Annotated in this window: 7 protein-coding genes and 4 pseudogenes; 2 read left to right on the forward strand and 9 right to left on the reverse strand. The window is 68.9% G+C overall.

Annotation, left to right across the window (positions count from 1 at the left end; genetic code table 11):
* The 6 genes and pseudogenes from ACWGI6_RS34560 to ACWGI6_RS34585 all read right to left on the reverse strand — a co-directional run.
* Positions 1 to 4,163 (reverse strand): annotated as a pseudogene (locus ACWGI6_RS34560) (type I polyketide synthase); the annotation flags it as partial.
* 198 nt (positions 4,164 to 4,361) lie between these two features.
* Positions 4,362 to 5,708 (reverse strand): methylaspartate mutase, encoded by a 1,347-nt coding sequence (locus ACWGI6_RS34565; protein WP_453271164.1) that lies wholly within the window; start codon positions 5,706 to 5,708, stop codon positions 4,362 to 4,364.
* The gene (locus ACWGI6_RS34570; protein WP_453271165.1) at positions 5,705 to 6,202 is read right to left on the reverse strand and encodes a cobalamin B12-binding domain-containing protein; all 498 of its coding nucleotides are present in this window, start codon (positions 6,200 to 6,202) and stop codon (positions 5,705 to 5,707) included. Before ACWGI6_RS34570 ends, ACWGI6_RS34565 begins: the two co-directional genes overlap by 4 nt.
* Positions 6,199 to 7,473, reverse strand: coding sequence for a type III PLP-dependent enzyme (locus tag ACWGI6_RS34575; protein ID WP_453271166.1), 1,275 nt, complete (start codon positions 7,471 to 7,473; stop codon positions 6,199 to 6,201). Before ACWGI6_RS34575 ends, ACWGI6_RS34570 begins: the two co-directional genes overlap by 4 nt.
* On the reverse strand, positions 7,470 to 8,981 hold the full coding sequence (locus ACWGI6_RS34580; protein ID WP_453271167.1) for an AMP-binding protein: 1,512 nt from the start codon (positions 8,979 to 8,981) through the stop codon (positions 7,470 to 7,472). Before ACWGI6_RS34580 ends, ACWGI6_RS34575 begins: the two co-directional genes overlap by 4 nt.
* Before the next feature lie 168 nt (positions 8,982 to 9,149).
* Complete coding sequence (locus ACWGI6_RS34585) at positions 9,150 to 9,998, reverse strand: mycofactocin-coupled SDR family oxidoreductase (protein ID WP_453271184.1); 849 nt, start codon at positions 9,996 to 9,998, stop codon at positions 9,150 to 9,152.
* A gap of 253 nt (positions 9,999 to 10,251) precedes the next feature.
* Between ACWGI6_RS34585 and ACWGI6_RS34590 the strand changes: the two genes are divergently transcribed.
* On the forward strand, positions 10,252 to 10,524 hold the full coding sequence (locus ACWGI6_RS34590) for a PqqD family protein (protein WP_453271168.1): 273 nt from the start codon (positions 10,252 to 10,254) through the stop codon (positions 10,522 to 10,524).
* 9 nt (positions 10,525 to 10,533) lie between these two features.
* Here the strand turns inward: ACWGI6_RS34590 and ACWGI6_RS34595 are convergent.
* The 3 genes and pseudogenes from ACWGI6_RS34595 to ACWGI6_RS34605 form a co-directional block, all read right to left on the reverse strand.
* Positions 10,534 to 10,944, reverse strand: a pseudogene (locus tag ACWGI6_RS34595) (IS5 family transposase); the annotation flags it as partial.
* 87 nt (positions 10,945 to 11,031) lie between these two features.
* A complete protein-coding gene (ltrA, locus tag ACWGI6_RS34600) occupies positions 11,032 to 12,285 on the reverse strand; it encodes a group II intron reverse transcriptase/maturase (protein WP_453271169.1) in 1,254 nt (417 codons plus the stop codon).
* A gap of 551 nt (positions 12,286 to 12,836) precedes the next feature.
* A pseudogene (locus ACWGI6_RS34605) lies at positions 12,837 to 13,274 on the reverse strand (transposase); the annotation flags it as partial.
* Positions 13,275 to 13,355: 81 nt separating this feature from the next.
* Between ACWGI6_RS34605 and ACWGI6_RS34610 the strand changes: the two are divergent.
* A pseudogene (locus tag ACWGI6_RS34610) lies at positions 13,356 to 14,163 on the forward strand (IS5 family transposase).
* Positions 14,164 to 14,309: the final 146 nt, after the last annotated feature.

Raw genomic sequence — 14,309 nt, forward strand, 5'->3', positions numbered from 1 at the left:
GGAAGGGCGGGGACGGCGCCCCTGGTCACCACGACCAGTTTCGAGGCGGCGAAGCGCTCGTCGGCCAGCCAGGAACGGACCCCATCAAGCACCGCACCGGCCACCGCGCGGACGGCTACCGGTGTTTCGCCGTCGGCCGGCTCGACCGCCATGCGGACGTACTCGGGTGCGGTGGCGTAGGCGCCGAGGTGCGCGTGGTCGGCCAGGGCCGGGCCGTCGACCGGCACGGCGGTGGGTGTCCAGCGCACCTGGAAGAGGGAGTCGTGACTGCCGTGGCGGGCATCCCGGAGCTGTTTCTCGGTCACGGCGCGGAGCAGGAAGGACTCGACGGTCGCCACCGGAGCTCCGGCGGCATCGGCGATGTCGAGCGACACGGCGTCCGGATGCGATGCGCCGGGCGTGATCCGTACCCGCAGCGCCGAGGCGCCCACGGCGTGCAGCGTGACGCCGGTCCAGGCGAAGGGCAGCAGAGTCTCGCCAGGCACGGGCTCGCTGGAACCGAGATCGGTGGCGTGCAACACCGCGTCGAGGAGGGCGGGGTGAAGTCCGAAACCGCCGGCGTCGGCCTTGACTTCGTCGGGGAGCGCGACCTCGGCGTAGACCTCCGTGCCGTGCGTCCAGGCGGCTCGCAGGCCGCGGAACGCCGGCCCGTATCCGTAACCGGCCTCGGCCATCCGCTCGTAGAGGCCGGAGATGTCAACGGGGCGGGCGCCGGGCGGCGGCCATTGGGTGAGCTTGGCGGGCTCGGTGGTGCGGTCTGCGGTGGCGAGGATGCCCCGGGCGTGCCGGGTCCACGGCCCCGCCTCCTCGGCGCGGGAGTAGAACTCGACGGTGCGCCGCCCGTCGTGGACGGCGCCGCCGACCACGACCTGTAGGGCGACTCCGCTCTCCGGCAGGGCGAGCGGGGCCTCCAGGGTGAGCTCTTCGAGCAGGTCGCAGCCGACGTGGTCGCCGGCGCGGGCGGCGAGTTCGACGAAGGCGGTGCCTGGGAAGAGGACGGTGCCGGTGATGGCGTGGTCGGCCAGCCACGGGTGCGAGCGGAGGGAGATCCGCCCGGTGAGCACGGCTCCGTCGCCGTCGGCGAGACCGACGACTGCGCCCAGGAAGGGGTGGCCGGCCGCCGTCTGGCCGATCTCGCCGGGGTCGCCGTGCGAGAGGGGACTGCTCAGCCAGAAGCGGCGGCGCTGGAAGGCGTAGGTGGGCAGGTCCACCCGGCGGGCACCGGTGCCGGCGAAGAAGGCGTCGCGATCCAGCAGGCCGCCGCGGGCGTGGATGGTGGCCACGGCGGAGAGCAACTCGCGGCATTCTTCGCGGTCCCGGCGGAGTGCCGGGACGAACATGGTGCCCGGGGCGCCCGCGTCGTCGAGGCAGTCCGGGCCCATGGCGGTGAGCACGGCGTCGGGGCCCAGTTCGAGGAAGGTGGTGACGCCACGCTCGGCAAGCTGGCGGATACCGTCGGCGAACCGGACGGGGCGGCGCACGTGCTCGACCCAGTAGTCGGGCGAGCACAGGTCCTCGGCGGAGGCGAGTGCGCCGGTGACAGTGGAGACGAAGGGCAGCTGCGGCGGCGCGTAGTCGAGTATGCGCGCGATCCGGCCGAACTCGTCCAGCATCGGCTCCATCAGGGGCGAGTGGAAGGCGTGGCTGACGGCTAGCCGCTTGGTCTTGCGGCCCTGGGCGGCGAAGTGCTCGGCGACGGCGAGGGCAGCCTGCTCGGGGCCGGAGACCACGACCGAGGCCGGGCCGTTGACCGAGGCGATGCCGAGGCCGGTGGTGAGCAGCGGGCAGACCTCGTCCTCGGTCGCCTGGAGGGCGATCATGGCTCCGCCCGTGGGGAGTTGCTGCATGAGCCGACCGCGGGCCGCGACGAGCGTGGCGGCGTCCTCCAGCGACAGCACTCCGGCGACGTGGGCGGCCGTGAGCTCGCCGATCGAGTGGCCGGCGACGTAGTCGGGGCGCACTCCCCAGGACTCGATGAGGCGGTACAGCGCCACTTCGAGGGCGAACAGTGCGGGTTGGGCATACGCCGTCTGGTCGAGCAGCGCGGCCTCCGGCGACCCGGGGGCGGCGAACAGGACATCCCAGAGGGAGGTTTCGAGCTGGAGATCGATATGGCCGACGGCCTCCTCGAAGGCTGCGGCGAAGACCGGGTGGGCCCCGTACAGCTCCTTGCCCATGGCCAGCCGCTGGCTGCCCTGTCCGGTGAAGAGGATGCCGAGGCGGCCGGCGGGAGAACCGGTGGCGACGGCGGGTGCCGTCTCGCCGGCGGCGACCGCGCGCAGCCCGCGGAGGAGTTCGGCGCGGTCGTCGGCGAGGAGGACGGCGCGGTGGTCGAGCACTGCACGGGTGGTGGCCAGAGAGTGGCCGAGGTCGACGACGGTGAGCTCGGGGTCGGCCTCGACCAAGTCGAGCACGCGCTCGGCCTGTGCGCGGAGCGCGGCCGCGCTGCGGGCGGAGAACACGACCGGCAGAGGGCCCGCGGACCGGGGCTCGGCGGGCTCGCTCTGCGCGGGCTCCGGTTTCTCAGGCGCGGCCTCGACGGTCGGCGGCTCCTCGATGATGACGTGGGCGTTGGTGCCGCTGATGCCGAATGCGGAGATGCCGGCCCGCCGCGGCTGGCTGCCGGACTCCCAGGGCCGCGCCTCGGTCAGCAGCCGGACCTCGCCTGCCGCCCAGTCGATGTTCGGTGAGGGGGCGTCGACGTGCAGGCTCCGGGGGAGCTGCCGGTGTTGCATCGCCATCACCATCTTGATGACGCTGGCGGCACCGCCGGCCGCCTGGGTGTGGCCCAGGTTGGATTTCACCGAGCCCAGCCACAGTGGGCGGCCCTCCTCGCGGCCCTGACCGTAGGTGGCGATGAGGGCGTTGGCCTCGATCGGGTCGCCGAGGGTGGTGCCGGTGCCGTGCGCGTCGACGGCGTCGACGTCGGCTGCGACCAGGCCGGCGGAGGCCAGCGCCTGCCGGATGAGCCGCTGCTGCGAGGTGCCGCTTGGGGCGGTCAGGCCGTTGGAGGCGCCGTCCTGGTTGATCGCGGTGCCGCGCACCAGGGCCAGCACGGTGTGCCCGTTGCGGCGGGCCTCGGAGAGCCGCTCGACCACGAGCAGGCCGACTCCCTCGGAGAACCCGGTGCCGTCCGCCGCCGCTGCGAAGGCCTTGACCCGGCCGTCGGAGGCGAGGCCGCGCTGCCGGCTGAACGCGGTGAACATACCGGGGCTGCCCATCACCGCGACACCGCCGACGAGCGCCAGTGAGCATTCACCGCGGCGCAGCGACTGGGCCGCCAGGTGCAGCGAGACGATGGAGCCGGAGCAGGCCGTGTCGACTGTGACCGCGGGCCCCTCCAGCCCCAGGACGTAGGCCACGCGGCCCGAGGCCACGCTGGGCGCGTTGCCCGTCATCAGGTAGCCGTCGAGGCCCTCGGGGGCCTCGTGGACGCGGACACCGTACTCGTGGACCTCGGCGCCGATGAAGACGCCGGTGCGGCTGCCCTTGAGAGCGGTGGGGTCGATGCCTGCGCGTTCCAGAGCCTCCCAGGCCGTCTCCAGCATCAGACGCTGCTGTGGGTCCATGGCGAGGGCCTCGCGCGGGCTGATGCCGAAGAAGTCGGCGTCGAACTCCGTGGCGTCGGCGAGAAATCCGCCCTTGGTGACGTAGCTCTTGCCGGCCGCCTCGGGGTCCGGGTCGAACATGGTGTCCAGCGCCCAGCCGCGATCTGTGGGGAAGTCGGAGAGCACATCCCGTTCATCGGTGACCAGCCGCCACAGGTCCTCGGCCGAGTTGACACCGCCGGGGAAGCGGCAGCCTATGCCCACGATGGCGATCGGGTCGTCGGCGTCGGCGGGCTGACCCACCGGCTCGGGCTCGGCCTCCTCGGGCGCCAGGCCCAGCACCTCGGCCCGCAGGTGCCGGGCGAGCGCGAGCGGGGTCGGGTGGTCGAAGGCGACGGTGGGCGGCAGGGCGAGGCCGGTGGCTGCGTTCAGCCGGCGGTGCAGGTCGACCAGGGCAAGGGAGTCGAGCCCGAGGTCCCGGAACGCACGCTCAGCGGCCACCGTGGTCTCGTCGTCGGGACGCGCCTTGCGCAGCGCGTCCGCCGCGTGCTCACTGACCAGTTCCACCAGCAGGCGGACCTGTTCGGCGGGCGGCAGCGACACCAGCCGCTCGGACTCGAGAACCTTGCTTACGGACTCGCTCATCTGCGTACTCCACGCTGTCGCTGTCACTGCCGGTGAAGGCAGACCGAACCAACTTTGTACTGATCACTGATCACTGATCGCCGCGCACCGGCCGTCCTGTGCAGGTGACGGGCGTGTGCCTGGGCATGGGTGCAAACGGTAAGGAGTCAGGCGCGGCGGCCCATACCCCTAGCGCACCCCTGAGCTGTGGCCCTCGACCGCACGATCCGGGACGGAGCCGAGCTGGCCGGCCGGCGGCCACGACGCACCGTCGAACTTGACCTGCACGTAGTTGAGGTCCCGGAGCAGATCGGCGGAGGTGAGTCGGCGGGCCCGCGGGCTGTGCGCCAGAGTGTCCAGGGGCAGGGAGCCGGTCTGCGCCCAGCGCAGCCGCCCCTCCTCGTCGATGTAGCTGCGGGTGCGTCCCATGTTGTCGGGGTGGACACAGTAGGGGATATCGAGGTAGCCGCGTCTGAAGGCCAGCAGCAGGGCCTGGCCGATGTCGGGGGCGAGGTTCAGCGCGGCCTCGACCAAGGCTCGCGCGTCCAGGTACGTCTCGCTGTCGAGCTCCGGGGCGAAGGCCGGCGGACGGGCCCTGGCCCCCACCGCGTCGGCGTACTCCAGCGCGGCCACGTTCTCGGATATCTCGGGGATCCGCCGTGACTCGGCGACGGTCTTGACGATGATGCGCTCCGAGCCCGTGGTGACGGCCAACTGGGCCGCCTCGCCGAGCAGCCGGTAGGCCCCTGCGTCGGTCATCGGGTAGACGCCCATGTAGGCGTAGATGACCACGTGCCAGTTGGGGGTCGGCAGCAGCTCGGCGCAGAGCCGGCGCAGCGCGAGCACGGCTTCGATGTCCTGGGCGGCGCTGGTCTGCTGGGCGTAGCTCACGGACAGCGAGCGCAGCCCGTGCTGATGGAAGAACAGGGCCTCCAGCACGCTCATGGCCACCAGCTGGCTCGGTGGGCAGAGCTGGCCCATCATGCAGCCGCCGAAGGTCTCCAGGTGCGGTTCGATTCCGGAGTCCCGCAGGGTGGCGAACAGCTCGCAGCACTCGGCCCAGTTGCGGACCGCCTCGGCCAGCGGGGTGCGCCCGTACGGCAGGCAGTAGGAGACCGGTCCGCCCTCAGTGGCGTTGAGGGACATCCCGATCATCGCCTGGAAGATATCCCGGGGAGCTGCCGAGCCGTGCCGGATCTGCACCGGGAAGTCGGCGGACCGGATGCCGGCGAGGACGCCCCGCGTCGTCTCGGACGGGTGGGTGACGATGGGGTAGCCGTTGAGGGGGATGCCGTCGCGCAGGGCCTTTTCGGCCGCTGCGAGTTCGCCGACCCGGGTGTAGCTGTCGAGGGTGATGGTGCCGACCGTGGTCGCGTGGGCGTTCTTGGTGGCGAGCAGCCCGCTGCGCATGTCCTCCGGACTGCTCAGGCCCATCCGCGGCTGCACGACCAGCCCGCCGCCCGCGGCCACCCGACGGACGAAGGCGCCGAAGTCGACGGGCCTCGCGCCGTGGGTCGCCGGCCGAGGCAGGGTCATACCGGGATCCCTGCGGATTCGGGCACCGCTTCCAGCAGCTGCCGGAAGTCGGCCAAGCCCTGTGCCCCGTCATCGAAGACGGCGTCGAAGCCGGCGGCTACCAGCCGGTCCACCTGCTCGTGGCCGAGCTCTCCGGCGATGCCGAGCTTGCCGCCGATCACCAGCGGCGTCGAGACCAGCTCGGGGCAGGCCCGCAGCTGGTCGACGACCCGCAGGCCGTCCTGGTAGCCGTGCCCGTTGACGCTGCTCAGCACCACCATCGCGGGTCTGAGCGCCCGGCACTCCTCGGCCAGCACCTCGTCCGGCACACATGGCCCGAGGTTCACGACGTGGTAGCCGTACTCCTCGACGAGCAGTTGCAGGAATACCAGGTTCCAGGTGTGGGAGTCGGAGGCCATCGAGCTGACCACAACCGTTCCGCGCCCGGACATCGGCAGTCGGGCCGGTGCGGGCACGCCCGGCACGAGTGGGCACGCGACATCCTGGCCGGTCATGTCCACTGCTCCGCGGTGCCCCGATCCCGCCCCGGCAGAGCGGTGCGAGTGTGTTCGATCCGCATCGCGGAGACCACCTCGTCGCCACGCACCACCACCTCGGCGGGTGCAGGCCGGCCCAGGAACATCAGCAAGCTTGCGGTCGGCCCGTACGCACCGGCGTTGGGGATGGAGATGAGGTCGCCCGGCTGCAGTCCGGCCGGTAGCTCGATCTCGCGGCCGAGGATGTCGCCGGGGGTGCACAACGGCCCCACCAGACTGCCCCGTTCTCGGGCGGCCGCTCCCTCGGGGCCACCGTTGGGCGCCACGGTCACGGGCAGCAGCCGACCCAGCCCCGACATGCCCCCGAAGGTGTTGATGCCCGCGTCGAGGATGACGAACCGGCGGCCGCGGCTCACCTTGACGTTGCTCACCGAGGCGATCAGCGTGCCGCTGCACCCGATGAGGAACCGGCCGGACTCGCACGCCAGCTGCGGCACGCCGGACCGCCACTGAGGGAAGTGCACATCCAGCGCCGCGGCCAGCTCCGTACGCAGCTTCGGATACGAGCCACGGTCACCCGGTGTGCCGTACGGAGCGGTGAAGCCGCCCCCGATGTCCAGGAAACGCAGTGGAAGGTCGAGTTCGCGTTCGAGTTCCGCGGCCAGGGCGATGGTGTGACGGAACTCGGCGATCAGGCTCGCCTCGTCACGCGCGTTGCTGAGCGGGAAGAAGTGCATGCCTACCAGGCGTACGCCCGGCACGCCGCGCAGTGCCGGGAGGATCTCGGCGAGGGTCTCGCTGTCGAAACCGAACTGCGAGGGGGTGCCCGTCATCCGGATGCTGGTGGTCGCGCTCGCGGTGGCGCTGTTGACGCGCAGCAGGCAGTCGGCGGTGACGCCGAGGGCGGTAGCGGCCTCGCCGACGTGCTGGACGTCGGTAACCGAGTCCGTGGAGAAGAGCCGCACCCCGAGCCGAAGGGCCTCGTGCAGCTCGTCCGCCGTCTTACCCGGTCCGGTGTAGAGGCAGTCGGCTCCGTCGAAGCCGGCGTCGAGTGCCGCGGCGAGTTCGCCGCTGGAGCTGATCTCCGGTCGGCAGGCGGGGCCGGGTCCCTCGTGCAGGGCCCGGATGAGGTCCGGGTGCGAGTTGGCCTTGAGGGCGTAGAACAGCTCGAAGCCCTCGGGCAGTGCCTCGAAGAGCTCACGCCGCGCAGCGGCGACCTCGTCGAGGTCGTAGACGTACAACGGGGTGCCGAAGCGCTCGGCAAGGGCCGCGTGTCGGTCCGTTGTCACGGGGTGTCCCCCTCATCGAGCATCTCGGCCAGCACCTGGCGCGAGTTCTTGCCGTGCAGCGTCAGTGGCAGGTCGGTGAGCACGCGGCAGACGGCCGGCACCTTCGCCGGCTCCAGCCGCTGCGCAAGTTCCTTGAGCACGACGTGCGGGGCCAGATCGCCCTCGACGAACAGGGCCAGGTCGTGCTTGTCCGAGGGCGGCAGCACGGCGGCCGTGCGCACCTCGGCGATGTCCATGGCGGCGGCCTCGATCTCAAGAGTGCTCATGCGGATGCCCTTGCGCTTGAACATGTCGTCGCGGCGGCCGTCGAAGTAGAGGTAACCGTCCTCGTCGAGGCTCCCGTAGTCACCGGTGTGCAGCCGTCGCTGGCCGGTGCGCTGATCCATCCGGAAGGTGCGTTCGGTCAGTTCGGGGGCCTGCCAGTAGCCAGGCATCACGTGCGGGCCGGACACCACGATCTCGCCGATCTGGCCGACGGGCAGCTCGTTGCCGTCCGCATCGAGGATCTGCACCGTGGTGCCGGGCAGCGGCCGGCCCACCGAGTCGGGCCTCTCGGTGTCCTGCTCCGGCGGCATGATCGAGATGCGCTTGGACTCCGTCTGGCCGTACTGGCGCACCACTCGGGTGCCGGGGAACAACTCGCGGAGTGCCGTGATCGTCGTCGCCGCCAGCGCTGCTCCGGTGTTGGTGAACAGCCGTACCGGCGGGGCTGGTTCGGGGTCGCGCCGCGCCAGCTTGACGATCATGCCGGCGAGCGAGGGCACGAGCGGTACGACCGTCGTGCCTGTCTCGCGCATCCGCCGCAGCAGCACCAGATCGGACTCCTCGCCGGCGAGCACGATCTCGCTGCGGCCGAGGCAGCACAGAAGGATCTTGTACAGGCCGTAGTCCCAGGAAATCGGGAACCGGCAGAAGACGACGTCGTCCGGCCCGTACCGCAGCTCAGCGTTGATCGCACGGCTGGCGAAGGTCATCTGGGCGTGCGGACAGATGACGGCCTTCGGTGCCGCCGTACTGCCCGAGGTGTAAACCAGCACCGCCACGTCGTCGGGGCGTACGGGGGCCGGCTCAACCGGGTCGTTCGCGAGTGCCGCGACCTGGGCCCGGACGGTTTCGAAATCGTGGACCGGCACGTCGGCGAGGGACGCGACGGCGGGGACGGCAGCCGGCGTGGTAATGGCCAGGACCGGATCGGCATTGTCGAACACCGAGGCGAGGTGGTAGTTCTTCATCGCCGGGTTCAGCGGCACGAAGATCGCTCCGATGCGGGAGGCCGCGAAGAACAGGGCGACCAACTCCCGCGTCGATGGCAGCTGTGCAACGACGCGCTGCCCAGCGGTCACCCCCTTCGCCCGCAGCCACCGGGCGTAGGCATGGCTCCATCCGAACAGTTCCCGATAGCTCCACACCCCGATCGCATCACGGATCGCGGGGGATTCGGGCCGCTCCGCCGCGGCTTCGTCCAGCAGGCTGTGGACGAGGCTCGACGAGTTCTGCTGAGCAGTCAAAGCAGGTCTCCGAGGCTCGAAGAAAGGTGGTTGACAGGCGAGTCGGGAACGATCCGCGTCAACACATCGGCACAGGGGGGAAGTTAGCCGGGCACGAGCAAGCGAAGTACCCCTAACTTCCCCCTCGCCGGGCCCCTTACCGGTACCCCCGCCGGGGGGACCGGCTGCTCAGAGCCCCTGCTTGACCAGCGAGCCGGCGTCGATCTTCAAGTGCAGGCCGGTGACGTACCGGGACTCGTCCGAGGCCAGGTAGACCACCGCGTGCGAGACGTCGGCGGGCTGCACATAGGGGACCGCGATCGCGTGCATGGCGGTGAACCCCTGCTCCGCGTCCTCGCGGGTCGGGCTCTCAAGATCGGGCCGGAAGGTCCGATACATCACGTCGTTGTGCAGCATCACGGTATCGACGTTGGTCGGGTGTACGGCGTTGATCCTGCGGCCCGACGGCCCCAGCTGCACAGCAAGGGTGTTGACGAAGTCGACCAGGGATCGCTTGGCGTACTTGTAGGCGGCGAACCCGGAGCCGGCCTGACCCGTGTCGCCGTGCCCCGGCATGAATGCTGCGGCCGAACCGGCGACGACCACGGAGCCTCCCTCCCCGAGATGTGGCAGCGCGGCGTGCACAGTGTTGATGGCGCCGGTCAGGTTGATCTCCACCGTGTCGGTGAACGCCTCGATCGGCCGGTCGGCCCCGATCGGCAGGATGCCGGCGTTGGCCACCACCACGTCCAGGCGCCCGAGTTCGGCAACGCCCTCGGACAAGGCCGTCCGCAGAGCGGCGCGGTCACGAACGTCGGCATGTCTGACGACGGCCTTCCGCCCCGCCTTCTCCACCAAGCGCGCAGTCTCGGCCAATTCCTCAGCTGTACCGAGGGGGTACTCGGTGATCGCGAGGTCGGAAGGGATGTCGATCGCAATGATGTCGGCACCTTCCTGCGCCAACTGGACGGCGTGGCTGCGGCCTTGACCGCGTGCTGCCCCTGTGATGGCCACTACCTTGCCTGATACCCGTCCCATGCCGCACTCCTTTTGTCGCTTCCGGGAGATTCCCCGACGGAGGGATCCCAGGTATTTCTTACTGCCGACGTGCACCCAGCAGCGGGGGGTACAGACCCCTAATTGACGCGGCGGCCGAATTTAGGGGGCCGGACAAACCAAAGCGGAAGACTGGGCGCCGGTCTTGCATTACGTTCTATACATACGTACATCTGCCATGGGTACGGGTAAAGCATTGGCAATGATCAACCCAAGGACTTCGAGGTGGGTGGGCATGCGAGTCCAGCTGGTGCGCGGGGTGACGGTGTGGGTGACCGCGGACGGCCACCTCCTGGCGGCGCACGGGGCCCGGGAGCTGCGACTGGAGTACGAGCCTCCGGGCGCCGCTTGGTGGATCGCTCTGAGGCGGCACGACGGGAACCCCGATGCGGCGGCGAACACCCTTGCCCGCACCTGGGGTACGGACCCCGCCGATACGCGCGAGCAGATGACCCGCTGGCTCGACGGCCTTCTCGATGCCGGCCTGTTACGGGCCGAGTCCGGCTAAGACCGTGTCCTATGTGGTGAGGCGGAGGTATCGCTTGTAGCAGCAGATGGCGGCGGCGAGGCCGAGAAAGGCCAGGTAGTTGCGGGGGTGGCGTTCGTAGCGGGGGCTGAGTCTGCGGTAGCCCGACAGCCACGACATGGTGCGCTCGATCACCCATCTACGCTGCCCTAACCGCTCGCTGGACTCGATGCCTTTGCGGGCGATCCGCACTCCAATCCGCTTACCACGCAGCCATTTCCGCAGATCAGGCCGGTCATATGCCTTGTCGGCGTGCAGGCGCTGAGGTTTGAGGTACCGGCCACGGTGCGGGTCGTGTCTCGTTTGGTGACCCTCGATCATCGGCTTCAGCCCTTGGCTGTCGTGGGTGTTCCCAGCTGAGACGCCGACGACCAGGGGCAGTCCGTTCGCGTCCGACAGGACGGTCGGGTGGCCCGGAGGAATCTCACCTCCGGGCTCCCACAGAACCGTGCGTAACAGTCTCCCGTTACACGGCTCTTGCCATCTTGATCACCAGAACGTCGGAGTCCATGCCCAGTGGGCGAAAAGCCTGGGATGCTGCTGGGTGATTCGCTTCCAGCATGCATGGGCCTTCTTGAAGCTCCGGAACCGCCGGTACTTCTTGCGGATCCAGCGCATCAGGCAGGCATTGATGCGCGAGAGGAGTGGATGCAGCAGAGAGCGATAATGCGCCCCGTAGTACTGCGTCCAGCCACGCACGATGGGATTGATCCTTCGCGCGAGCTCGTAGAACGTGAGGTGGATCTGCATGTGAAGCCGCCAGGAGCGGACTTCTCTGCCGATCTTCTTCAGGGCGTCCTTACTGACCGCGGGCAGGAAATTGGTGAAGTTCACCCCAAGCCTGTTCCGCGCCTTGCGAGCTCGGAAAGTGAAACCAAGGAAGGTAAACGACGTCTCCTCGTACGAGCCGCGCCGCTTGCCGTCCTTGCAGTACACAATCCGGGTTTTCTCGGGGTGCAGACGCAGCCCGACATCTTCCATCCTGTTCTCCAGCGCGGCCAGGACCTCGCGGGCCTGGCGCTCTGTGACGCAGTGCACGACGGCGTCATCGGCATACCGCTCGAACTGGACTCCCGGAAACGTCCGGGCAAGCCAGAGGTCGAACGCATAATGCATAAACAGGTTCGCCAACACAGGAGAGACCGCTGACCCTTGCGGGGTTCCCCGGTCCCGTATCTGCAAGGTGCCGTTGGGTAGTTGGAGCGGAGCGCGTAGCCACCGCTCCACATACAGCTTCACCCAAGCGGCATCGGTGTGAGCTTCCACAGCTCTGACGATCAGGTCCCAGCGGACGCTGTCGAAGAACTTCTGAATGTCGAGGTCGATCACCCAGTTCTTCCTCCAGCAGCGCTGCCGGCATACCTCCACCGCGTCCAAGGCCGACCTCCGCGGTCGATACCCGTAGGAATCCTCGTGAAAGACAGGTTCCACACGGATTCCCAGATGCCGGGCAACGACGGTCTGTGCGACTCTATCGGCCACGGTGGGGATGCCCAGCATCCTGGTCCCGCCACCGTGCTGCTTCGGAATCTCCACCGCACGCACCGCCGGTGGGAAGTAGGTCCCCGAGGACATCCGATTCCAGATTTTGTAAAGGTTTCCCTTCAGATCCTTCTCGAAGTCCTCGATGGACTGTCCATCCACCCCAGGTGCACCCTGATTTCTCTTGACCTCTTGATACGCCTCCAGGACTTCCCACTTAGAGATGTCAAACGGCTTGTCAGGTGACTTCAGCTTGCCCATCGGCTCCTCCCGGAGAACTTCCGGTTGACCAGATACACACAGCCACAGATGGCCCGGCTCCTTCGCTCCACCCCCATTACAGAGGCTTCGGCACTACTACGAACCGGTCCGCCAACCACGTCTCGCGACAGTACTCAACTCCTTGCGGGTCCTCCGCTTGGAGCGCTCCCTCTCGCACCCCGCTGCGGGATGCAGTTTCGAGACGTGCTTTCCCACGTTCCGTGCAAGAGCAGCAGATCAGTCTCACGTCACCTCCATGCCGGACACCATCTGGCCAATAGACGGGCACCCGCCAGACTCCTCCCGGGGCCGATACAAGTAACCCCGGTTTTGATGTCACTTCATCCATAACGACACGTCAGCAGTGATTCACTTGCGTTCGTCTTCCTGATCCCCACCTGACGTCTCCTGGACGCCTTTTCCGCATCGCTCACCACGGTCACGTCACCGCTTCCGCAGCATGCGGCGGTTTGAAGCCTCCCCCCGCAGGGCGACTCCGAGGGGCCAATTCCCTCATCTCCTGCACAGCACCGCTTTCAGAGCACTTCCTACATAGGACTCCTTCTTGCGTTCGTGGCACACTGCATCTTGGAACCCGGCTTGCCTCGGTCCACGGGGCTCGGACCTGTGTGTTCGCCCCCTTTTTTAGCCCTCACGTGGGCGGAGTCGAGGACGACGCGGGTGACGTCGATGAGGCCGGCGTCGTCGAGCCGGTGCAGCACGGCCTCGTGCAAACGGCCCCAGACGCCGGCTCTGGACCAGATCAGAAACCGTCGGTGGGCGGTTGACTTCGAGATGCCGAAGCAGGGCGGCAGAGCCCGCCAGGCGCACCCGCTGACCAGGACGTAGATGATGGCCGCGAACAGCGTCTCATCAGGCGTGTCCTGCGTTCCCCCGCCCTGAGGCCGCACCTTCGACGGCGGAATCAGCGGTTTCGCGATCGCCCACAACCCGTCCGGAACAATCCAACTCCATGTACCCCGCCCCATACCGAGGTCAACGAAGCCTCACCACATAGGACACGGTCTAAGACGTCGTTTCTGATGGTGTGATCGCTCGTTGAGCCGTGCATGACGGATCTGGTGGAGCGGTTGGTGCCGGATGAGTTGTGGACGCTGTTTCGGCGGGTGGTCCCGCCGACGGAGGTCGTACGCCCGCAGGGCGGCGGGCGACGTCGGGCCGGTGATCGCGAGTGCCTGGCGGCGGTCATCTTCGTGGCCACTTCAGGTTGCACCTGGCGGCAGTTACCACCGGTGTTCGGGCCGGCCTGGCCCACGGTCTACCGGCGCTTCGCTCAGTGGAGCCGGGATCGGGTGTGGGCCAGACTGCACCGGGTCATCCTCGACGAACTCGGCGCCCGGGGCGAGCTGGACTGGTCGCGGTGCGCGATCGACTCCGTCAGCGTCCGGGCGGCAAAGGGGGCCACTGACCGGACCGAATCCGACCGACCGTGGCAAGCCAGGATCGAAAATCCACCTCATCACCGACCGAAACGGCCTGCCGCTGTCGCTGGGCATCTCCGGCGCCAACATGCACGACAGCCTCGGCCTGGAACCGCTCGTGCGCGGGATCCCGCCCATCCGCTCCCGCCGCGGCCCGCGCCGCCGGCGTCCGGCCAAGCTCCACGCAGACAAGGGCTACGACTACGACCACCTGCGGAAATGGCTTCGCGAGCGCCGCATCCGCCACCGCATCGCCCGCAAGGGCATCGAGTCGTCCACGCGGCTCGGCCGACACCGCTGAGTCGTCGAGAGAACGGTCTCCTGGTTGGCCGGATGCCGAAGGCTGCACCGCCGGTACGAGCGAAAGGCCGAGCACTTCCTGGCCTTCGTCGGCATAGCCGCAGCCCTCATCAGCTACCGCCGACTCACCAACTGAAACGACCTCTAAGGGCGCCGCCTTGGGCGATCGCATGTGTGAGGCGGTTCCGGCGGGCCGTGAGGCAGGGGACGCGTCCGCGTACGCCCCTGACCGCGGGGGGCTCCGGGCGCTCGGGATATCGTCAGCTCGAAGCCTCTCCGCAG

This window comes from Streptomyces sp. NPDC054786 (assembly GCF_053611685.1).